We start from the raw sequence: 20,071 nt of genomic DNA on the forward strand, positions 1-20,071 counted from the left end.
CCCAAGCCACGCGACCGGTGCGTTGGCTAGGCTGCCGCGCATGCGTCCGGCGCCTGGTGAAGTCCTGCATTTCTCCGAAGATCCGACCATTCGTCGTTTCAGCCCGCATCTCGCCCCGACGTCGGTGAAGACCACCCCGTACGTCTGGGCCGTCGGCCACGATCGTGCGCCCGACTACTGGTTCCCCCGGCAGTGCCCGCGGGCGATGGCATGGGTGGGCCCAACGACCACCGAGGCGGATCGGCTGCGCATCATCGGCGACGGCTGCGGCACCCGGGTGCACGCGATCGAGTACGGCTGGCTCGACGCGATCCGGACGGTCGAGCTGTACGCCTACCGGTTGCCGGCCGATCCCTTCGAGGAGACCGACGCCGCGGTCGTCGCCACCACCGAGGTGGAGCCGCTGGGACCACCCGAGCGGGTCGGCGATCTTTTCGCGCTGCATGCCGAGGCCGGTATCCAGCTCCGGGTTCTCTCACACCTGCACGATTTCTGGGCCGCGGTGGTCGGCAGCACGCTCGAGTTCAGCGGGATCCGGCTGCGCAACGCCGTACCGCGTCCTGCCGGGCCGCGCGGTGACACGATGGGTCGATGACGTCTGCTGGGGCCCATCGTGAGGTCGCCGACGCCGCCTGGCGGTGGGTGCTGGACCAGGTTCGCTGGGACGACGGGCCGTGGATCCCCGAATCGAGCGCGGCCGAGATCCCCGAGCAGCGCGACGGGACGTACGCCGGAACCGGCGGGCTCGTCCAGGCGCTCGCCGAGATCCGGCTGACCCGGCCGTGGACGGCCGAGGAACAAGCCCTGGTCGACGCGATCGCCGAGCGGCTGCGCGGGCAGGTCCCGACCATGACCGACTACACGTACTTCGACGGCCTGGTCAGCGCGATCGGCGTCTTCACCACCCTCGGGATCCCCGGCGCGACAGCCGCGGTACGGCGTCTGTCGGAGCTCGCGGAGCCGGACGGGTGGCCGCAGACGATCCTCAAGCCACCGCGGGTCCTTCCGGGGTCGCGGTTCAACGACCTCACCCTCGGCACCGCCGGCGTACTGCTGGGGGCCTTGTGGGCGCTCCGGCACGGCGTGGAGGAGGCTCGCGAGCTGGCGGATCGGGCGGCGGACCTTCTCCTGCTGGAGAGTGAGCCGGTGCCGGGCGGGACCAACTGGCCGTTCGTGCCCGTCCGCTTCGCCTCCGGCAAGCCCTTCACCCAGATGCCGAACCTGTCCCACGGTCTGGCCGGTATCGCGACCGTCCTCGCGCTTGCCGGCGCCGAACTCGGCCGTCCGGAGCTGACCTCGGCGGCGGTCGACGGCGCGAAGTACCTGCTGTCCCTCGGCGTCACCGACGGCCGCGGGTTCGTCGTACCGCGCTACATCCCGGACGACGAGTCCGACGAGGACAAGTACACCTACAACTGGTGTCACGGTGCCTCGGGGACGTCCTTGCTGTTCCTCGCGCTGGACCAGGCAGAGGTCAAGGAGATCGCCGGCGAGACACCGCTGGCCTGGCATCGGCGGTGCCTGCACAGCGTCCGTACTTCGGGTCTGCCCGCACGTCTCCATCCTGGCTTCTGGGACAACGACGGACGCTGCTGCGGTACCGCGGGGGTAGGCGACGTCTTCCTCGACTCCTGGCTGCGATCCGGGGAGAGGGACGATCTCGGCTTCGCACTTCAACTCGCGGACACCCTCGTCGATCGGGCCGTGTGGGACGGGCCGTACGCCTACTGGCGATTCCTCGAGCACCGGGCGGACGAACCGCTCCTGCCGCCCGGCATCGGCTGGATGCAGGGCGCGGCCGGGATCGCCACGTTCCTGTTCCGGGTGAGCCGGCTGACCGTCGAGGGACCGAACGCCACGGTGATCCCGCGGATGGAGACCTGGTGGACCCTGCCGGCTCAGCGCCGCCAGACCTCGGCGGTGGTGAGGAACGCGGACGAGCCGGGCCGGTCGGCCGAACCGTCGACCTGGACGTAGCCGGGCACCGAGGCGCCGCCGATCGAGACCGTCGCGGCCCGGACCGGCGCGATCACCAGGCTGAGGCTGTGCGCGCCGTCAGCCAGCTGGAAGTTGTCGGTCGCGAACAACCGCCGGTCGAGGACGCCGCTCATCTCGATCTGGATGTCGGCGGCCTTCGCGCTGAGACCGTCGGCCAGGTTCATCGAGACCTGGACCAGGTCGCGCTCGACCGCGGGCTCGTGCCAGGCCAGTCCCTGCACCTCGAGGAACGAGCGGACGAAGTACCGCTCCAGCCAGGACGCCAGGTCGACGTCCTCGGAGACCACCCGGACGATCCCGTCGAACCAGAGCACGACCGCCGTCCCGGCACCGCAGATCGACCAGTCGACCATCCAGATCGAGGCGAACGCGGTGACCTTGCCGTCCTTGTCGAACAGCCGCAGCCCAGGATTGGCTCCCGCCAGGATGATCCGGCGGTTGCTCGCGTCTGCTGCCTTGGGCATGGGCTGGGACCTTCGTCCGGGGAGGGCCGAAGCTCTGATTGTCGCAGGACGAGGTCAAATCGGCACGCCGGGGAGCTAAATCTTTTCGACGGGGGCGTAGCGGAGAAGCAAGCGCTTGACTCCCTCGGAGCCGAAGTCGATGTCGGCCTGGGACTGCTGGCCCTCGCCGCGGACGACCACCACCGTGCCCATGCCGAAGCTGTCGTGGACGACGCGATCGCCCGGGTTCAGGCTGATCACGGCCTTGTCCGCGGCGGTCCGGCGAGCCGGCTCCCACCGGCTGCTGACCCCGCTCGACCCCGATGTCCCGGTCCCCGACCAGCGGGTGATCGCGGACTCGTCGCGACGCCAGTCGAGCAACTCGGCCGGGATCTCCTCGAGGAACCGCGACGGCGGGTTGTGCTGCGGAGCGCCGTACGCCGAACGCACGGCGGCCCGGGAGATCGCGAGTCGCTGTCGCGCCCGGGTGATCCCGACGTACGCGAGCCGGCGTTCCTCCTCGAGCTCCTTCAGGTCCGTGAGCGAGCGGGAGTGCGGGAAGACGCCGTCCTCCATACCGGTCAGGAAGACGACCGGGAACTCCAGGCCCTTGGCGGTGTGCAGTGTCATCAGCGTGACGACGCCACCGTCGTCGGCCGCGTCCGGGATCTGGTCCGCGTCGGCGACCAGCGCGACCCGCTCCAGAAACGCCTGCAGATCGGCGGGCTCACCGGCAGCGGTCCGCTCCTCGACGAACTCCCGGGCCACCGAGATGAACTCGTCGAGGTTCTCCAGCCGGGTCTCGTCCTGCGGATCCGGTGACTTCTGCAGCTCTTCGTAGTACCCGGAACGGTGCAGGGCGACGTCCAGGATGTCGTCCGGCGGCGCACCCGAGTCGACCATCGCGGTCAGCTCGTCGAGGATGTCGACGAAGCCCTGTACTGCGTTGGCGCTCCGGCTCGCCATCGCCGGTGCGTCCTGTGCCCTGCGCAGGGCGGCGGAGAAGGTGATCCGGTCCCGCAGCGCCAGCGCTTCGATCGCCGCCTCGGCGCGCTCGCCGATGCCGCGCTTGGGAACGTTGAGGATACGCCGCAGCGAGACGGTGTCCTCCGGGTTCGTCAGCACGCGCAGGTACGCGAGCGCGTCGCGGACTTCCTTGCGCTCGTAGAACCGGACGCCGCCGACGACCTTGTACGGATGGCCGGTGCGGATGAACACTTCCTCGAACACCCGCGACTGCGCGTTGGTCCGGTAGAACACGGCGACGTCCGACGGCTTCACCCCGTCGGCGTCGGTCAGCCGGTCGATCTCGTCGGCGACGAACTGCGCCTCGTCGTGCTCGTTGTCGGCGACGTACACCGCGATCTGCTCGCCCTGACCGGAGTCGGACCACAGGTTCTTCGCCGGCCGGCCCTCGTTGCGGCTGATCACCGCGTTCGCCGCCGAGAGGATCGTCTGGGTGGAGCGGTAGTTCTGCTCGAGCAGGATCGTCTCGGCGCCGACGAAGTCCTCCTCGAAGGCGAGGATGTTGCGGATGGTCGCCCCGCGGAACGCGTAGATGCTCTGGTCGGAGTCGCCGACCACCATCAACTCGGCCGGCGCGCTGACCGGGCCGTCGTTCGGGCCCGGGTCGAGGTCGGCGCAGAGCTCCCGGATCAGCGTGTATTGCGCGTGGTTGGTGTCCTGGTACTCGTCGACCAGGACGTGGCGGAACCTGCGCCGGTAGTACTCCCGGACCTCGGGGAAGGCCTGCAGCAGGTTGACCGTGGTCATCAGCAGGTCGTCGAAGTCCAGCGCGTTCGCCTGGGCCAGCCGCTCCTGGTAGATCCGGTAGCACTCGGCGTAGGTCTCCTCCAGGTGGTTGGAGGTCTTCGAGGCCGCGGACTCGTGGTCGATCAGCTCGTTCTTCTGGGTGCTGATCCAGTTCAGGATCGCGCGCGGGTTGTACCGCTTGACATCCAGGTCGAGCTCGCGGCAGACCAGCGTCATCAGCCGGCGCGAGTCGGTGTCGTCGTAGATCGAGAACGTCGAGGAGATCCCGAACCGCTTGATGTCGCGGCGCAGGATCCGCACACAGGAGGAGTGGAACGTCGAGACCCACATCAGCTTGGCCCGGTTGCCGACCAGCTCGACCACCCGCTCGCGCATCTCCGCGGCGGCCTTGTTGGTGAAGGTGATCGCCAGGATCGAACCCGGGTGGGCGTCCCGGGCCGCCAGCAGGTAGGCGATCCGCCGGGTCAGCACGCGCGTCTTGCCCGAGCCGGCACCGGCGACCACCAGCAACGGCTTGCCCGCGTGCACGACGGCGGCCCGCTGCTGCGGGTTCAGCCCTTCGAGCAGTTCTTCCGGGTCGGGCCGGTGCTTCCTGGGCTCCTCGAGCGGCATCGGGAGTTCATCTGGAGAGAAGAGCGTCGTCATCGCCCACCACCTTAGGCGCTGCCACAGACAGTCCGCGTACGGCGGCCGGTCGGAACGGCTCCAGCGGGGTCGCGGCGCGGTGACCCGTTGACCGCTAGCCTGGCAGACGCGTGAGAAACCTCCCGATCGGGGCGTCACCGACGCCCTCCGCCCATTCTCGAGGAGTCTTCATGGAACCGCTCAACCCGTCCCGCCTGAGCCGCCGGTCCGTTCTCCGCCTCGGCGGCGCAGCGGCCGGCGCCACCGTACTCGGCGCCGGCGTACTGACCCCCGGTACGGCGAACGCCACGCTGCCGCCTTCGCCGGAATTCGACCTCGGCGCGACGCCGGTGCATCTGTTCGGCCCGAAACTCCTGCACGAGTCGCATCACTCCATGCAGGGCTTCACCTTCGACGACGTGAACCGCCGGCTGTTCATCGTGCAGGCGCAGAACGGCGGCTCGGGTGCGGACCTCGTGATCAACCAGGTCTCCGGCAGCGGCGAAGTACTCGGCGCGATGACCATCAAGCGAGCCGGCCACGGCGTCTCGATCGCCGCCGAACCGGTGGGCGACATCACCTACATCTGGGTGGAGTGCGACGCCGACAGCAACGACGACAGCGGCCGCGGTACGGCGCTGGCCAGGGTCCAGTTCAAGAACATCGTCCGCGAGTCGATCGCCGACGACGCGAAGTTCTTCAAGGGCAGCGACACCATCACCGCCGCGGTCGACCCGGAGACCAAGCGGCTGATGGTGCGCCGCAAGGAGAACGGCAGCTTCTACCTCAGCGTCTGGCCGCTCAGCAAAGCCAGGGACGGCCTGAGCGCGGACCGCCTGGTGCACGTCAAGCAGCCGTCGGTCGCCGAGACCTTCCAGGGCTACACGTTCTACGGCCAGTACGCCTACCTCTGGTACGGCGACGGCCAGACCAACCCGGACAACATCAACTCCACCATCCGGTGCCTGGACCTGAACACCGGCGAGTTCACCCGGGGACCGGCCGTCACCCGGGCCGGCTCCTCACTGACCTACCGCGAACCCGAGGGCATGGCGATCCATCGGATGGACTCGGGCGACCTCGCCCTGTTCTTCGGCTTCGCGTCCCGCCCGAGCGGCGGTGGCGACAACCGCTACGCGAACCTGTACTACAAGCTGCTCTGAGCACGGTCGCCTGTGAGCAGACCTGCTGACAGCAGAAAAGCTGGGGTGAGCGGTCTGCGGTGGTCAGGGTGGAGGCATGTCCGATGAAGCCAAAGCCCCGCTGTTCAGTCATGAATCCAGACAACAACTGCTGCGGCAGCGGGTCGTCGTCCTCGACGGCCCGCTGACCGACGACAACGGCACCCTGCTGGCGACCCAGATCCTCACCCTGGCCGCGGAGGACCCGGGCACCGATGTGGCGTTGTGGATCCACTCGCCGGGCGGCTCGGTGCCCTCGATGCTGGCGATCCGCGACGTGATGCGGCTGGTCCCGTGCGACGTGTCCACCCTCGCGCTGGGCCTGGCCTGCAGCGCGGGTCAGTTCCTGCTGTCGGCCGGCACCAAGGGGAAGCGCTTCGCGCTGCGGCACGCCCGCATCCTGATGCACCAGGGCTCCTCCGGGATCGGCGGCTCGGCCGCCGAGATCGAGATCCAGGCCAACGACCTGCGGCACATCCGCGACACCGTCCTCGCTCTGATCGCCGAGGACACCGGCCAGCCGTTGGAGACCGTCCACGAGGACTCGCTGCACGACCACTGGTACACGGCACCGCAGGCCCTCGAGTACGGGTTCATCGACCACATCGTCGAATCGTTCGGCCAAGTCATGCCCCTGCAGCACCAGGAAGTCGGAGCGGCCCGATGAGCAGCTACACGATCCCCAACGTCATCACCCAGAGCCCGCGCGGCGAGCGGATCATGGACGTCTACTCGCACCTGCTGTCCGAGCGGATCATCTACCTCGGTACGGCGATCGACGCCGGCGTGGCCAACGCGTTGATCGCGCAACTGCTGCACCTCGCGGCGGACAAACCGGAGCAGGAGATCGAGCTCTACATCAACTGCGAGGGCGGCGACATGTCCGCGATGCTCGCGATCTACGACACCATGCAGTTCATCCGTACGCCGATCGCGACGGTCTGCGTCGGCCAGGCGATCGGCGTCGGCGCCGTCCTGCTGGCCGCGGGCGCCGCGGGGAAGCGTGCGATCCTGCCGCACGCGCGGGTCGTGCTGCACCAGCCCGCGGGTCGCGGTCAGGGCGCCATCCCGGATCTGATCCTGCAGGCCGACGAACTCGTCCGCGTTCGCAACCAGTTGGAGAGCATCCTTGCCACGCACACCGGACAGTCGCTCGAGCGGTTGCGGCACGACACCGATCGCGATCACGTCCTCACCGCCGCCGCGGCGCACGACTACGGCATCGTCGACCAGGTGATCCGGGAGCGTCCCGGGGTGGCGCTGTTCCAGAACGCGTGAGACCTGGCCGTAGGGTCGAGGATGTGAGCCTGCCTGCCGGAGATCCCCGCCCTGACGAAGAGATCGAGCGTGTCCTGGTCGTCGTCGCCCATCCCGACGACCTCGACTTCGGTTCGGCCGGCACGATCGCCGGCTGGACCGGGGCCGGTATCGAGGTGAGCTACTGCCTGCTGACCGACGGCCAGGCCGGCGGGTTCGAGCCCGACCGGGATCGCGCCGAGATGCCCGCCGTACGCCGGTCCGAGCAGACGACGGCGGCCGGCCACGTCGGCGTACGGGACCTGCATTTCCTGGGCTATGTCGATGGCGAGCTCGCGCCGACGCACGAGCTCGTCCGGGACATCGTGCGGGTGATCCGGAAGGTCCGGCCGCAGCGACTCGTCACCTCGTCGCCGGAGCGGAACTGGGCGCGGCTGCCCGCGTCGCACCCGGATCACCTGGCCGCGGGCGAGGCGACCACGCGCGCCTTCTTCCCTGCCGCGGGCAACCCGTTCGCGTTCCCCGAGCTGATCGCGGAAGGGCTCGAAGCGTGGACGGTGGGCGAGCTCTGGCTGGTCGCCCATCCCGAGAACAACCACTACGTCGACATCACCGAGCACTTCGACGCCAAGGTCAAGGCGATCCTGTCGCACGTCAGCCAGCACCCCGACCCGGACAACCTGCCAGACCGGGTCAGGGCCTGGAATGCGCAGAACGCCGGCGCTGCGGGCTTGCCGGAGGGTCACCTCGCGGAGGCTTTCGCCGTCGTCCGCCTTGGCTGAGGCCGGTACTCCGCGGCGCCAGCCGCAAGCTGATCAACCAGGCCGCGGCGACGAACACGATGAGCAGGGCGAGTCCCGTCCGCAATGAGGTCCTGTCGACGACAGCCCCGATCAGCGGTGCGAACAATCCGCCGGCCGAGACCGCCAGCCCGAGGGTGACCCCGCTGGCGGTACCGGGCCGGGTCGGCAACAGGTCCTGCCCGAGCGTGATGTGCAACGAGAACGGCAGGGACAACGCGGTGCCGACGAGCGCGATCGCGCCGTACAGCGATGGTCCCGGGACCAGGAGAAGCACCGGCAGCAGGAGGGTTGTCGCGAGATAGCCGGCCCGTACTACGGCGAGCCGGCCCCATCGCTCGGCGAAGCGGCCGCCCAGTACCGTGCCGACGGCGGCCCCGGCGTACAGGGCGAACACGGCAGCTGTTGCGGCGCCACCTCCACCACCGACGCGCTGGACGGCGTACAGGCCGACGAATCCCGCCAAGCCGAGGTACGCGATGGAACGCAGTACGACGATCAGTGTGAGCTGCCCGAACGCGGACCAGTCGTCGGATCCCTTTGCTGTCGAGCGATTGGTTGCTGTCGGCTTGTACTTCGACAGCACCGGCAGTGTCACCGCTATGCCGACCAGAGCCGGTACTGCGAGCCAGCCGGTCGCTTGCAGGCCTAGTCGCGAGAGGACCGGGCCGGCTGCGAGCGGTGCAAGCACGAAGCCCGCGTTGCCACCTAGGGAGAACCAGCTCATCGCCCGATGACCGCCGCCCGTCACCACGCGGGCAATGCGAGCTGCAGACGGGTGGTACGCCGCTACGCCGAGCCCCACCATCGCTGCAGCTACCAGTGTCGTGGTGAAGGAGGTGGATGAGCCAAGGAGGATTACACCGGCTGCGCAGGTCAGCATGCTCGCCGGGAGGATCCAGGGCAGCGTGCGGCGGTCGACCAGCCAGCCGAAAGCGGGCTGCGTCGCTGCCGATGCCACCGTGCCGGCAAGGACGACGACCGACACAGCCGAATAGCCGAGGCCTCGGTCGAGCACCAGGAACGGTACGAGGACGGGGATCAGGCCCTGGTAGAAGTCGACACCCGCGTGTCCCATGGCCATCACCGGTGTCGCGCTGCGCTTCGTCATACCTGCAAGGCTGCAAGCTGACCAGCCTGGCTGGCTTCCGGTAATCTGCCAACAGATGTCGAGAATCCGCCAGCAGCCCGAAGCGCCCACCGTCCTGCGCCAACTGGCCGGCGGCGAGCGGATCGACCTGCACCAGCACGACAACCACCAGATCGTCTACGCGGGCGCCGGGGTCGTCTCGATCACCACCGACCGGGGCACGTGGGTCGCACCCGCCACCCGCGCCATCTGGGTCCCTGCCGGCACACCACACGAGCACCGCGCGTACGGCGAGACCGCGCTGCACCTGGTCGGTCTCGCGGACAACCCACTGGGCCTGACGACACCCGCAGTACTCACGGTCCATCCACTGCTGCGTGAACTGATCATTGCCTACACAGACGACCCTGCTGACGACAGCGCGGCCCGGCGAAGGTTGCGCGCAGTACTGCTGGACCAGTTGCGCCTGTCGACCGAGCAGACCGCGCTGCGCCTCCCAGCAGCTCGCGACGGCCGCCTGGCCGCCGTCTGCGCGATCCTCGCCGCCGACCCAGCCGACAACCGACCACTGCCGGCCCTCGGCTCTGCGGTGGGCGCCAGCGAACGGACCCTCTCCCGCTTGTTCCGCTCGGAGTTCGCCATGACCTTCCCGCAGTGGCGCACGCAGCTCCGCCTCCACCACGCCGTCGTCCTCCTCGCCGAGGGCCACCCCGTCACCGCCGTTGCGCACCTCTGCGGCTGGTCCACCCCCAGCGCCTTCATCGACACCTACAAGGAGATCTTCACCACCACTCCCGGCCGGAGAGTGCGCTAATCACGTTGCGCGACCTCGCCGGAGCCACGAAGGTGCAGCCATGACTGTTTCTTGCTGGGTGGTTGGTAGTGGGCCGGCGGTGCTGCTTGTGCACGCGGGAGTAGCGGATGCGCGCATGTGGCGGCGGCAGGTGGAGGAGCTGGCGGCGGACCACCAGGTGATCACGATGGATCTGCGCGGGTACGGCGAGACGCCGTTGGAGGTGGGCGCCAAGTACTCCGATGCCGGCGACCTGCTGGCCGTGCTGGACGAGGTCGGCGCGACCGAGGTGACCGCGGTCGGAGCGTCGTTCGGCGGGTATGTGGTGCAGCAGGCGGCCAGTCGGCAGCCGGAGCGGTTCAGCCGGCTGGTGTTGATCTGCGCGCCGACCGACAACGTGGAGCCGACCGACGACCTGCGCGCGGTGTGGGCCGAAGAGAATCAGTTGCTGGAAGCCGGTGACGTCGCCGGAGCCACCGACCTGATGGTGCGGAGCTGGCTGGGACCGGAGGCGGACGACGAGGCGCGCGAACTGCTCCGGGCGATGCAGGGACGCGCCTACGAGCTGCAGCTGGCCGCGGGCGACGACGTGACCAACGAGGAGTACCCCGTCGAGCCGGAGAAGCTCAGCATGCCCGTGCGGCTGATCACGGGTGAGCACGACTTCGCGTTCTTCACCAACAGCGCGGACTACCTTGCCGAGCGGCTACCAGCCTCGGAGCGGATCCATCTGCCGTGGGCCGGTCACCTGCCGACCCTCGAGCGCCCCGAGGAAGGCACCGCGCTGATCCGCGCCGCGCTGTCCTGATCCTTGTTCTGAACAGCCACGCACGAGCGCCCACCTCCCCGGCGTACCGGAGGGTGGGCGCTCTCGTGGTGCCGGAGGTCAGTCGGCGAGGGCGCCCATCGGGTCCCAGGCCGGCAGCACGATCGGCTCGTCGTCGAGGCGGGCCTGCAGCTCGGCGGGCAGCGCGGACCGGCGTACGGCGATCTCGAAGACGTGCTCGGCGTACCACGAGTCGTTCATGGTCCAGTAGCCGTTGTCGCCCTTCTCGTCGCCCCAGCTGTTCTCGACCCGCCAGCGACGCGGCTTGCCGTCGAGCACGTCGACCCCGGTGAACAGCATCGCGTGCGTCATCAGCGTCTCGTGGTGCACGAGCCGCTCGGCCTTGTCCAGCGTGAACTCGGTGTCGTAGACCGAGCCGTAGTCGTACAGGTTCGCGTCCCAGTAGCCGAGGTCGGCGTTCATCTGCTTGCCGACGTCGCAGCCGAACCAGACCGGCTCGCCACCGACGATGGCGTCCTGGGTGAGCTGCTTCATCAGGTCGACCTCGACGTTCAGGTAGACCACCGGCGGCGCGTCGATCACGTTGCCGAGGTAGTCGACGGTGAAGGTCTTGCCGGACGGGCTGGTCTCACGCGGGTCGTGCACGATGCACACGTACTCGTCGATCGGCACCGTCACGTAGTTCTCGGCGAACTCGGCCGGCGTGGTCCAGCCGTCGCGGTGGAAGCCCTTGTCGCTGTCCTTCCACTGCCACAGGAACTTCTGCGGCGGCGTCCCCAGGTGGATGCTCAGCACCCGGTGGATGGTGGTCAGCAGCTCCTGCTTGTGCGCCCGCTTGGCCTCGACGCCGTCGATCTTGCGCAGGTCGCGCGCGCCCTGGCGGAGCAGCTTGCGCAGCGTGTCGTTCATCTGTGCGGTGGCCGACGAGCTCTCGGTCTCCGGCATCGCCGACTTCGGCACCAGGCCGTGCTTGCGGACCAGCGCGACGAACATGTTCCACTGGCCGCCGTCGCCGATCGGGTCGGACAGCAGGTGCGCCACCGTCCGGTCGTCGACGTCACGGTCGCCGGTCTCGATCATCGCCTCGAGGAAGAAGTTCGACCGCTCGAACTTGTCCCAGAACAGCAGGTAGTTCTGGGAGAACTCGAAGTCCTTGACGCCCAGTTTCTCGGCGGCGCCGACCCGGAGCAGGTTCAGCCCGGCAAAAAGCCAGCACCGGCCGCTCTTCTTCTGATTCGTCACCTTCCAGTCGTCGAGCAGGTTCGACACCGAATGGTCGATCCCGGTGACGATCTGGCGGTCGAGCGCGAGGTTGGCGATCGGTGTCTGGGTGACTGCGTTCTGCATCACCCGGTACGACGGGTGTGCCGCGAACTCCTTCTCGAAGAGCTCGAGCTGTTCGGCAGTGAGATTCCGCTCCATAGCACTCGACGGTATAACAGCGGCAAAGCGCCCGGCGCCCCTGACGGGGTGGCGAACATGTGCCCTGTCCGGTTCCCGCCACCGGTGAGACGGGTGGTGGCGGGATCCGGTCGTCAGACCAGGCGGCGGTCGGTGGCCCAGCGGGTCAGTTCGTGGCGGTTGGAGAGCTGGAGTTTGCGCAGTACGGAGGAGACGTGGGTCTCGACGGTCTTCACCGAGATGAAGAGCTCGCGGGCCACTTCCTTGTAGGCGTAGCCGCGGGCGATCAGCCGCAGTACTTCGCGTTCGCGCTGGGACAGCCGGTCCAGGTCCTCGTCCACCGAGGCGATGTCGATCGCGCCGGAGAACGCGTCCAGGACGAAGCCGGCCAGCCGCGGGGAGAACACCGCGTCGCCGTCGGCCACCCGGCCGATCGCGTCGACCAACTCGGTACCGCTGATGTTCTTGGTGACGTAGCCGCGCGCGCCGGCCCGGATCACGCCGATCACGTCCTCGGCCGCGTCGGACACCGACAGCGCGAGGAACTTGATGTCGGGGTGCCGCTGGTGCACCTGCTTCATCACCTCGGTGCCACCACCGCCCGGCAGGTGCACGTCGAGCAGGACGACGTCGGGTTCGGTCGCGACGATCGCCTTCACCGCGGAATCGACGTCGGCACCCTCGCCGACGATGTCGACCGCGGTGCCGATCTCGCTGCGAACGCCGGCCCGGAACATGTCGTGGTCGTCGATGACGACCACTCGCCGCTGTGTCATCTGTCCATCTCCAGTCGCACTTCGGTACCTGTTTCCGGGTTCGACCGCACTGTTGCGCGGCCGCCGTGCCGTTCCATCCTGCCCATCACGCTGTGCCGCAGACCGAGCCGGTCCTCGGGCACCCCGTCGGTGTCGAAGCCCTTGCCCCGGTCCCGGACGAAGATCTCCGCCCGGTCGCCGTCGACCTCGACGAACACGTCGATCTTGTCAGCTCCGGAGTGCTTCGCGGAGTTCACCATCGACTCCCGCGCCGCGCGCACCATCGCCGACAGTCCTTCGGTCAGCTCGCAGTCGCCGACCGTGACGACCTCGACCGGTACGCCGTGGGAGTCCTCCACCTCGGCAGCGGCCCGCTTGGCCGCCCCTGCGAGGGTCTGGTCGGTCTTGTCGTCCTCGTCGTACAACCAGGACCGCAGGTCGCGCTCCTGCGACCTCGCCAGCCGTACGACGGCTCGCGGGTCGTTCGCCTGCTTCTGGATCAGCGCCAGGGTCTGCAGCACCGAGTCGTGCAGGTGGGCGGCCATGTCGGCACGCTCCTGTGAGCGGATGCGCTCACTGCGCTCAGCGTTCAGGTCACGGGTCAGGCGGTGCACCCAGGGTCCGGCGATCACGCCGATGCCGACCACTGCGAGCAGCAGGGCGATCAGCACGTCGCCGACCATCGACAGCCGGCCGTTCTGCACGAGGAAGACGGTCACGGCGGTGCCGAGCAGGACCAGCCCGACCACGACCCGGATGATCGACTTCCAGCCGCCCTTGCCGAACAGCATGCCCAGCGTCGGCGCCTTGTTGGTCCAGGCGGCCTTCTGGCCTTCGTCGGCCTGCCGCCAGATCAGCGCAAGACCGGTGCCGGCGAACACCAGCGGCCAGAACATCTTTCCGGCGATGCCGAGGCCGGCCACGTTCAGCAGCAGCAGGATGCCGATGCCGACGACGACCAGGGCGGTCATCTGACCGCGGTTCTTCTCCCGCCGGCGCGCTTTGCTCTCGGTCATCGGCGGCGGCTGGTCCGAACGCAGGCCGCCGCGGGTATGCGCGGCCAGACCGGGTGCCGCCGGCACGGTCGGAGCCGCGAGCGGCATCAGGAACCAGAGCGCCGCATAGATCAGTACGCCGAAGCCGCCGAAGATCGTGGCGCCGATGAACACCAGCCGGACGACGGTGTCGGACACGTTGAGGTGATCGGCCACCCCACCGGCAACCCCACTAACCACCCGCCCCTCAGCCCGCCGATAAGCCCGCCGCACCGGCGGCACCTCCTGCGGCCCCCCACCCGGCACCCCACCACCCGGTACGCCGTACTGCCCGGTGCCCGGCGCGCCGCCGTACTGGCCGGTGCCCGGCGTCGGGCCGTACTGACCGGCTGATGCGTCCTGGGTGTTGCCTTGCGGTGTGCCGCCGTACTGACTGGTGCCGGGCCCCGGCGTACCGGGGGCGTGCGGAGCGGCGGGTGGGACCCCCTGTCCTGGGGGTCCGCCCGGAGGCGCGGCGGCGGCTGGTTGGCTCATCTCCACGATCGTCACATGCGCACGGGGCCGACACCAGCAGGCTTGTCCCCGGCCCGCACCTCAGCTGCCTCTCGCGCCGCTCAGGGTCGCGCCGGGGAGAACCCCTAGCTGACCGTGCCAGGAGGGCGACCAGGGGTCACCAGAGGGGGATCCCCGATGGTGGTCCGGGCGGCAGCGGGACACTATCGGTGTCATGGAGCAGAACTCGAGCGGCCAGGGCCCGGACGGTGGTTTCAACCCCGCCCCCCTGCGCGACGTGCAGAACTGGCGCCGGAGCCGGTCCGACCGGATGGTCGCCGGCGTCTGCGGCGGTATGGGCCGGGCCCTCAACATCGACCCGGTGCTGATCCGGGTGGTGATGGCGGTCCTGATCCTCACCGGTCCCGGCATCATCTTCTACGCCGCCGCCTGGGCGATGATGCCGGACGAAGGGTCCGACCGCTCACCTGCCCAGGGCCTGCTCGGCGACCGGATCCGCCCCGACCACCCGTGGCTCTGGCCGATCGTGATCGGTGTCTGCGTGTTCGTCGCGATCGCGATGATGTCGTCCTTCAACTTCGGCAAACTGGTGCCCGGTCCGCTCGTGGTGCTCGGTGTGCTCTGGCTGGTGTTCCGCCGCAAGCACGGCCACTCCTGGCCCGGCCGCGGCCGGCGCTCACAGTGGACCGGCGGCGGCAACCCCCGCGGCCAGTGGAGCGGCGGCGGCACGAACTGGGTGCCGCAGAACCCGGGCTGGACCAAGGTCGACCCCACCAGCACGACTCCGGCCGCGACCGCCCCGCGACCGCAGGACACCGTCCCCACCAGCCCGCCGCAGGACCGCGTCACCGCACCGGTCCAGCCGGTCTGGACCGAGGACGACCCGCTCGGCCTGTACGTCGACGAGCCGCCCGCGCCGGTCAGGTCCGCCGCCCCGGCGGCACCTCCCGTGCCAGGCATGCGCGGTGTGAAGCCGGTCGTCGTGCTGCTGACCGGGCTCGCCATCGCGATCGCCTGGCTGGCCGGCGCCGCCGTACCGCTCATGCTGGTGGTCGGACTGGGCACGCTCGGCCTCGGCATGCTGGTCGGTGGATTCCTCGGCCGCACGATGGCCCTGCTGCCGCTCGGCATCCTGCTCGCCCTCGGCGTCGCGGCCAGCACGATCTTCCCGACCATCCCGCACCAGTTCACCGACACGAACTTCGTCGCGACCACGGACACCACGGTCGACGCCACCAGTACGGCGTACCACTTCGACGCGGGCTCGGTGCATCTCGACCTGACCAAGGCGAATTTCGCCAAGACCGGCGCCAAGGTGGTCGTCGACGGCCGGGTCGGCGAGATCGTCGTCAAGGTCCCCGAGAACGTGGACGTGACCGGGACGGTGCGGACCCAGACCGGCGACCTGAACCTGCTGGGCCAGCACAAGGGCGGCCACAACCTCGACGCGACGGTGCTCAACGACCTCGGTGCCGATGGCAAAGCCGGGCCCGCGTCGGTCACACTGGACCTGAATCTTAAACTCGGCAGCATCAGGGTGGAGCGCGGATGAGGAAGACGAAGCCGGACGTCCCCGGCGTCATCGCCGGCACCGTCCTGACCGGTGCCGCCACGATCTGGGTCCTCAACGACAACGGCGTCATCCAGACCGACGACCTCGGCCTGACCGCCGCGCTGCTGCTGGTCGCCGCCGGCATCGTCGGCCTGGCCGCCTCGAACCGCGGCTGACCTCACCGAAACCGAAACCGTTGGACCGCTCCGCCGCTGAGTTCGTAAGGTAGCGGCCGTGACCAGCCCCGAGGCCGACAGAGCCTAGCCACCGACTGTCCGGTGGCTCCTTGTTCCGTGCCTCTCGGGCCGTCGTCGATGCGCGCTGCTCAGCAGCGCTGACCTCATGCGGCGGTGACGTACCCCGCCGCATCCATCGATGTGGTTGCGGAGTTCCTCGATGCCTCTCGTGCTGTACCTGCTCGGCCTGGCCGTCTTCGCCCAGGCAACCTCCGAATTCATGCTCTCCGGACTCGGCCCCGACATCGCCCGGGACCTGGAGATCTCGATCCCGACCGCCGGGTGGCTGACCACCGCCTTCGCCGTGGGCATGATCGTCGGGGCACCGGCAGTCGCCGTCCTCGGTGATCGCTGGTCGCGCCGGCCGGCCCTGCTCACGACCCTCATGCTTCTTCCTCGCGCATGTGGTCGGTGCGCTGACGAACGACTTCGCGCTGCTGCTGGTCACCAGGGTGCTGGCCGCTCTTGCCAATGCCGGCTTCCTGGCCATGGCGCTCGCCACGGCCACCGGCCTGGTCGCTCCCGACGCCAAGGGCCGTGCGACCTCGGTCCTCATCGGCGGCACCACCCTGGCCTGCATCGCCGGCGTACCGGGCGGCGCACTTCTCGGCCAGTACTACGGCTGGCGCGCCGCCTTCTGGGCGGTCGCCCTCAGCTGCCTTCCAGCTCTGGCTGCGATCCACCGGTCGGTCCCCGCACAGCCCGGCAGACGCTCGGCGCTCCGACGACCCCGTGTCCACCGGCAACTCGTAGTGCTGCTGTTGCTGGGTGCCCTGGTGAACGGCGCGACCTTCTGCTCGTTCACCTACCTTGCACCGGTCCTGACAGAGGTCGCTGGGTTCAGCCCGAGCCGAGTACCGCTACTGCTCGCCCTGTTCGGCGTCGGCTCGTTCGCCGGGGTCACCGCCGCCGGACGGTACGCCGACCGCCGCCCGACCCGGCTGCTGCTTGCTGCCGGTGTCGCCCTGCTCGGTGGCTGGTGCGCCTTCGCTCTGCTGGCCGCAGTACAGGGCGCCGCTGTCGTCTGCGTGCTGATCCAAGGCGCCCTGTCGTTCGCGGTGGGATCGACGTTGATCGCGTCCGCCCTGTACTCCGTACCGGAGGCGCCCGCGCTGGCCGGCGGTCTGGCCACCGCCGCTCTCAACGTCGGCGCTGCGCTCGGACCGGTGCTGGGCGGGATCGGAATCAGCGTGGCCGGCTACCGTGCCCCGCTCTGGGCGAGCGCGATCCTGGTCGGGCTCGCGCTCACCGCTGGGTTAGGCTTGTTGACCGCCCTGGTGGTTGGCAGGGCACCCGAGGGATCCGGGTGAAGCGGGTCCCGTTGAAGGTCTACAGGAGTTCTGATGGTGCGCGGCACCGTGAAGTGGTTCAACGCGGACAAGGGCTACGGCTTCCTCGCCGTCGATGGCCAGGACGACGTCTTCGTCCACTGGAGCAAGATCGTCTCGGACGGCTACAAGACCCTCGAGGACGGCCAGCCGGTCGAGTTCGAGGTCGTCGACGGCCCCAAGGGCCGCGAGGCCGACACCGTCAAGGCGCTCTGACGGCCGTTTTCCAGACTGCGCGGAGCGTGGGCAACCGGTAACCTGACGTCTCACCTTGGGAGGGGTAGGACGTGGCAGAGCCGGTACACGTGATCAGGAAGCTCGAGCATGCGCTGGCCGATGACGACTTCGCCTGGTCGCTGCTGCTGGTCGGCGAGGACCAGACCGACAAACTCGCCACGCTGACCGGTGACCTGCGCGGCCCGTTCTCCACCAGCGGCGACGGCAAGCAGATCACTTCCGGCTTCTCCTACTGGGGAATCGGCCCGACCATCGCCTGGGCGAACGCGACCAAAGACCCGTTCTACCTGGTGATGAAGACCGGCGCCGAGTCGTTCCTTCGGCACTGGCGCAAGGTCCGCCCGCACGTCGAGCGGCGCGGCTTCCACTTCGTCAGCCTCGGCGTCGGCACCGGCGTCAAGGACGCCACCATCCTGGACGATCTGTACCGGGCGAACCGGCAGATGTTCTACATCCCGGTCGACATGAGCTCGGAGATGCTCCGGATGGGCACCCTCGAACCGGTCCGGGGCGCCAGGTTCCCGATGGCACAGGTGCTGCCGGTCCAGCTCGACTTCTCGATCGCCGACAACATGGACGAGCTAGGCCAGATGCTGACCCGGCTGGTCGGCGACGAGCCGCTGTTGTACACGCTGACCGGCAACACGCTGGCGAACTTCGAGAGCGACGAGGACGCGCTGCGCATCATCACCCGGGTACTGCGGCCGCAGGACCGCCTGTTGCTCGAGGTGGCGACGACGACCCGGCTCGACCAGGAGGCGGCCGATGCCGCGGCCGACGAGTACCACCAGACGCGGGCATTCGCCGAGTTCGTCACCAGCGCGCTGCGCTACAACACCGATCTGCGGATCGACAACGACCAGATCGACTTCCGCGGCGAGGTCGAGACCGACGACGCGCTCCGGGTGAAGATCGTCTGGCGGAACAACACCAACGAGCCGATCAGGATGGGACTGCCGGACCACACGGAGGTCGTGCTGGACAAGGAAGACACGATCCTGCTCTACACCACCCGCAAGTTCTCCACCGAGCGGCTGAAGAAGCTCACCACCGCGTGCGAGCTGACGCCGATCGAGCACGCCCACTCCGGTTTCCGGCACACCCGCCGGCCGAGCCCGTTCGGTCTCGACCTGCTCCTGCTCGCCCCCGACAGCTCCGGCGTCGTAGCCCACACCCTCGCCGACGACATCTGGGCCCAATGACCCCACCCGCCGACCCCTCCTCCACCGGCGATCCACCGCGAGCGCGTAACACCGGCGCGGGGAGCGATGTGCCCGGACCGGGTGGATCCAGGTCTGCGGACGATCCGCCCGGAGCGCGTAGCGCCGGCGCGGGGAGCGATGTGCCCGGAGTGGGTGGATCCGGGTCTGCGGACGACCTGCCGGGAGCGCCGGAGGCCTCGCGGGGGGAGCCGGTGGAGGAGGTTCGGCGGATCAGGCGGGCGCGGATCCGGGCGCTGGCCCGGTTGCGGTTGCTGGCCGGTGCGCTGCGGATCGCCCGCGGCAAGGCAGAGTGGGCGGCGTACCGGCGTACGGTCGTGACGGCGGTCAGCTACGGGCTACTGGGGCTGGCGTTCGTGCTCGGCGTGATCTGGTTCTTCTTCCCGGGCAACAGCCGCTGGGAGCCGGCCGTCAACTCGCTCACCCTGGTCGCGGGGCTGACCGGCATCTTCGTCGAACGGCTCACCGCCGAAGCAGAACGGCGTACCGAGGTACTGCGAGCCGTCGCGGACGAGTTGCAGGAGAACACCCGGCTGCTGTCCGACGAGCGGTTCTCCCCGAATACGCCGACCCAGCGCCAGGTCTACCCGCGTCTGGTCGTCTCGGCGGTCGACCTCGCCCTCGTCTCCGGCGCACTCGGCCGGCACCGCGACGCCGAACTCGTCGGCCTGCTGCACCGCTGGCGCGACACCGTCCACCTGTTCAACCGCCGCCTCGACCTGACCGAGATCAGCACCTTCTCGAACACGATCTCGTCCGCCGAACTGGCCGCCTTCCACCGCGCCCTCCACCGCGAGAACAGTTACTTCGCCGCCACCCGAGAAATGCTCGAAACCCTCCTCAACCGACTCCCACCCACCTGAGTCAGGACGGCCGGGTGGCCAGGAAGTTGAGGACCACCAGCCGCAGTACGACCGTCCCCTCCTGGTTGCGGGTCGAACTGTTCAGCGAACTCGACGATCTGCGGACCGTCGACGCGGATCGTGCCCGGATGCTCCGCCACCTGCCCGACCACGTAGTGCTCGAAATACCTCTCCTCGGAAGCACTCTGCATGCGACCATCCTCCACTCGAAGTAGACACTGTCTA

The 20,071-nt window shown here is 69.1% G+C and carries 20 protein-coding genes and 1 pseudogene; 15 read left to right on the plus strand and 6 right to left on the minus strand.

The annotated features are described in order from the left end of the window. Positions 1-40 precede the first annotated feature (40 nt). Together EV138_RS11220 and EV138_RS11225 are read left to right on the plus strand one after the other, a co-directional pair. Positions 41-595, plus strand: coding sequence for a DUF6886 family protein (locus EV138_RS11220; RefSeq protein ID WP_133978411.1), 555 nt, complete (start codon positions 41-43; stop codon positions 593-595). Beyond that, complete coding sequence (locus tag EV138_RS11225; protein WP_133978413.1) at positions 592-1,977, plus strand: lanthionine synthetase LanC family protein; 1,386 nt, start codon at positions 592-594, stop codon at positions 1,975-1,977. The genes EV138_RS11220 and EV138_RS11225 overlap by 4 nt, the downstream gene beginning before the upstream one ends. Here the strand turns inward: EV138_RS11225 and EV138_RS11230 are convergent. Together EV138_RS11230 and pcrA are read right to left on the minus strand one after the other, a co-directional pair. Then, positions 1,899-2,462, minus strand: a complete 564-nt coding sequence (locus EV138_RS11230) for a hypothetical protein (protein ID WP_112246272.1) — start codon at positions 2,460-2,462, stop codon at positions 1,899-1,901. The two genes, EV138_RS11225 and EV138_RS11230, sit on opposite strands and share 79 nt — an antisense overlap. A gap of 75 nt (positions 2,463-2,537) precedes the next feature. Further along, positions 2,538-4,859, minus strand: a complete 2,322-nt coding sequence (gene pcrA / locus EV138_RS11235) for a DNA helicase PcrA (RefSeq protein WP_133978415.1) — start codon at positions 4,857-4,859, stop codon at positions 2,538-2,540. Between the two features lie 170 nt (positions 4,860-5,029). Between pcrA and EV138_RS11240 the strand changes: the two genes are divergently transcribed. From EV138_RS11240 to EV138_RS11255, 4 genes are all read left to right on the plus strand, one after another. Continuing rightward, entirely contained in the window at positions 5,030-6,001 is a 972-nt protein-coding gene (locus EV138_RS11240; protein WP_133978417.1) for a phage baseplate protein, read from the plus strand. Positions 6,002-6,077: 76 nt separating this feature from the next. Further along, a complete protein-coding gene (locus tag EV138_RS11245; RefSeq protein WP_133978419.1) occupies positions 6,078-6,686 on the plus strand; it encodes a ClpP family protease in 609 nt (202 codons plus the stop codon). Then, positions 6,683-7,297 carry a ClpP family protease gene (locus EV138_RS11250; RefSeq protein ID WP_133978421.1) on the plus strand — a complete coding sequence of 205 codons (615 nt, stop codon included), beginning with the start codon at positions 6,683-6,685 and terminating at the stop codon, positions 7,295-7,297. The genes EV138_RS11245 and EV138_RS11250 overlap by 4 nt, the downstream gene beginning before the upstream one ends. A gap of 23 nt (positions 7,298-7,320) precedes the next feature. Further along, the gene (locus tag EV138_RS11255) at positions 7,321-8,058 is read left to right on the plus strand and encodes a PIG-L deacetylase family protein (protein ID WP_238158067.1); all 738 of its coding nucleotides are present in this window, start codon (positions 7,321-7,323) and stop codon (positions 8,056-8,058) included. On the opposite strand, the gene EV138_RS11260 is transcribed toward EV138_RS11255, so the two are convergent. Continuing rightward, positions 7,970-9,187: an MFS transporter gene (locus EV138_RS11260; protein WP_133978423.1), complete on the minus strand. Its 1,218-nt coding sequence runs from the start codon at positions 9,185-9,187 to the stop codon at positions 7,970-7,972. The two genes, EV138_RS11255 and EV138_RS11260, sit on opposite strands and share 89 nt — an antisense overlap. Before the next feature lie 55 nt (positions 9,188-9,242). Here EV138_RS11260 and EV138_RS11265 point away from each other — a divergent pair, with 55 nt between their 5' ends. Together EV138_RS11265 and EV138_RS11270 are read left to right on the plus strand one after the other, a co-directional pair. Beyond that, positions 9,243-9,980, plus strand: coding sequence for an AraC family transcriptional regulator (locus EV138_RS11265; RefSeq protein ID WP_133978426.1), 738 nt, complete (start codon positions 9,243-9,245; stop codon positions 9,978-9,980). 40 nt (positions 9,981-10,020) lie between these two features. After that, positions 10,021-10,767 (plus strand): alpha/beta fold hydrolase, encoded by a 747-nt coding sequence (locus EV138_RS11270; protein ID WP_133978428.1) that lies wholly within the window; start codon positions 10,021-10,023, stop codon positions 10,765-10,767. A 78-nt stretch (positions 10,768-10,845) separates the two neighbouring features. Here EV138_RS11270 and EV138_RS11275 read toward each other — a convergent pair whose 3' ends face one another. From EV138_RS11275 to EV138_RS11285, 3 genes are all read right to left on the minus strand, one after another. Beyond that, on the minus strand, positions 10,846-12,168 hold the full coding sequence (locus EV138_RS11275) for a C1 family peptidase (protein WP_133978430.1): 1,323 nt from the start codon (positions 12,166-12,168) through the stop codon (positions 10,846-10,848). A gap of 113 nt (positions 12,169-12,281) precedes the next feature. Then, on the minus strand, positions 12,282-12,923 hold the full coding sequence (locus EV138_RS11280) for a response regulator (protein ID WP_112246241.1): 642 nt from the start codon (positions 12,921-12,923) through the stop codon (positions 12,282-12,284). Continuing rightward, positions 12,920-14,431: an ATP-binding protein gene (locus tag EV138_RS11285; protein ID WP_133978432.1), complete on the minus strand. Its 1,512-nt coding sequence runs from the start codon at positions 14,429-14,431 to the stop codon at positions 12,920-12,922. The genes EV138_RS11280 and EV138_RS11285 overlap by 4 nt, the downstream gene beginning before the upstream one ends. A 193-nt stretch (positions 14,432-14,624) precedes the next feature. Between EV138_RS11285 and EV138_RS11290 the strand changes: the two genes are divergently transcribed. The 7 genes and pseudogenes from EV138_RS11290 (at position 14,625) to EV138_RS11320 (ending at position 20,061) form a co-directional block, all read left to right on the plus strand. Beyond that, on the plus strand, positions 14,625-15,962 hold the full coding sequence (locus tag EV138_RS11290; protein ID WP_133978434.1) for a PspC domain-containing protein: 1,338 nt from the start codon (positions 14,625-14,627) through the stop codon (positions 15,960-15,962). After that, positions 15,959-16,138 carry a hypothetical protein gene (locus EV138_RS11295; protein WP_133978436.1) on the plus strand — a complete coding sequence of 60 codons (180 nt, stop codon included), beginning with the start codon at positions 15,959-15,961 and terminating at the stop codon, positions 16,136-16,138. Before EV138_RS11290 ends, EV138_RS11295 begins: the two co-directional genes overlap by 4 nt. A gap of 220 nt (positions 16,139-16,358) precedes the next feature. Next, positions 16,359-17,508, plus strand: a pseudogene (locus tag EV138_RS11300) (Cmx/CmrA family chloramphenicol efflux MFS transporter). A 33-nt stretch (positions 17,509-17,541) separates the two neighbouring features. Continuing rightward, entirely contained in the window at positions 17,542-17,742 is a 201-nt protein-coding gene (locus EV138_RS11305) for a cold-shock protein (protein ID WP_133978437.1), read from the plus strand. 71 nt (positions 17,743-17,813) lie between these two features. Continuing rightward, the gene (locus EV138_RS11310) at positions 17,814-18,965 is read left to right on the plus strand and encodes an L-histidine N(alpha)-methyltransferase (protein ID WP_133978439.1); all 1,152 of its coding nucleotides are present in this window, start codon (positions 17,814-17,816) and stop codon (positions 18,963-18,965) included. A 212-nt stretch (positions 18,966-19,177) separates the two neighbouring features. Continuing rightward, on the plus strand, positions 19,178-19,846 hold the full coding sequence (locus EV138_RS11315) for a hypothetical protein (protein ID WP_133978442.1): 669 nt from the start codon (positions 19,178-19,180) through the stop codon (positions 19,844-19,846). Between the two features lie 14 nt (positions 19,847-19,860). After that, a complete protein-coding gene (locus tag EV138_RS11320) occupies positions 19,861-20,061 on the plus strand; it encodes a hypothetical protein (protein ID WP_133978444.1) in 201 nt (66 codons plus the stop codon). Positions 20,062-20,071 lie beyond the last annotated feature (10 nt).

The sequence above is a fragment of the Kribbella voronezhensis genome (genome assembly GCF_004365175.1).
GTDB lineage: Bacteria > Actinomycetota > Actinomycetes > Propionibacteriales > Kribbellaceae > Kribbella > Kribbella voronezhensis.

Coding starts and splice junctions, on each gene's coding strand:
- EV138_RS11220 (WP_133978411.1), top strand. CDS start 41: ATGCGTCCGGCGCCTGGTGAAGTCCTGCATTTCTCCGAAGATCCGACC.
- EV138_RS11225 (WP_133978413.1), top strand. CDS start 592: ATGACGTCTGCTGGGGCCCATCGTGAGGTCGCCGACGCCGCCTGGCGG.
- EV138_RS11230 (WP_112246272.1), bottom strand. CDS start 2,462: ATGCCCAAGGCAGCAGACGCGAGCAACCGCCGGATCATCCTGGCGGGA.
- pcrA (WP_133978415.1), bottom strand. CDS start 4,859: ATGACGACGCTCTTCTCTCCAGATGAACTCCCGATGCCGCTCGAGGAG.
- EV138_RS11240 (WP_133978417.1), top strand. CDS start 5,030: ATGGAACCGCTCAACCCGTCCCGCCTGAGCCGCCGGTCCGTTCTCCGC.
- EV138_RS11245 (WP_133978419.1), top strand. CDS start 6,078: ATGTCCGATGAAGCCAAAGCCCCGCTGTTCAGTCATGAATCCAGACAA.
- EV138_RS11250 (WP_133978421.1), top strand. CDS start 6,683: ATGAGCAGCTACACGATCCCCAACGTCATCACCCAGAGCCCGCGCGGC.
- EV138_RS11260 (WP_133978423.1), bottom strand. CDS start 9,187: ATGACGAAGCGCAGCGCGACACCGGTGATGGCCATGGGACACGCGGGT.
- EV138_RS11265 (WP_133978426.1), top strand. CDS start 9,243: ATGTCGAGAATCCGCCAGCAGCCCGAAGCGCCCACCGTCCTGCGCCAA.
- EV138_RS11270 (WP_133978428.1), top strand. CDS start 10,021: ATGACTGTTTCTTGCTGGGTGGTTGGTAGTGGGCCGGCGGTGCTGCTT.
- EV138_RS11275 (WP_133978430.1), bottom strand. CDS start 12,168: ATGGAGCGGAATCTCACTGCCGAACAGCTCGAGCTCTTCGAGAAGGAG.
- EV138_RS11280 (WP_112246241.1), bottom strand. CDS start 12,923: ATGACACAGCGGCGAGTGGTCGTCATCGACGACCACGACATGTTCCGG.
- EV138_RS11285 (WP_133978432.1), bottom strand. CDS start 14,431: ATGAGCCAACCAGCCGCCGCCGCGCCTCCGGGCGGACCCCCAGGACAG.
- EV138_RS11290 (WP_133978434.1), top strand. CDS start 14,625: ATGGAGCAGAACTCGAGCGGCCAGGGCCCGGACGGTGGTTTCAACCCC.
- EV138_RS11295 (WP_133978436.1), top strand. CDS start 15,959: ATGAGGAAGACGAAGCCGGACGTCCCCGGCGTCATCGCCGGCACCGTC.
- EV138_RS11305 (WP_133978437.1), top strand. CDS start 17,542: ATGGTGCGCGGCACCGTGAAGTGGTTCAACGCGGACAAGGGCTACGGC.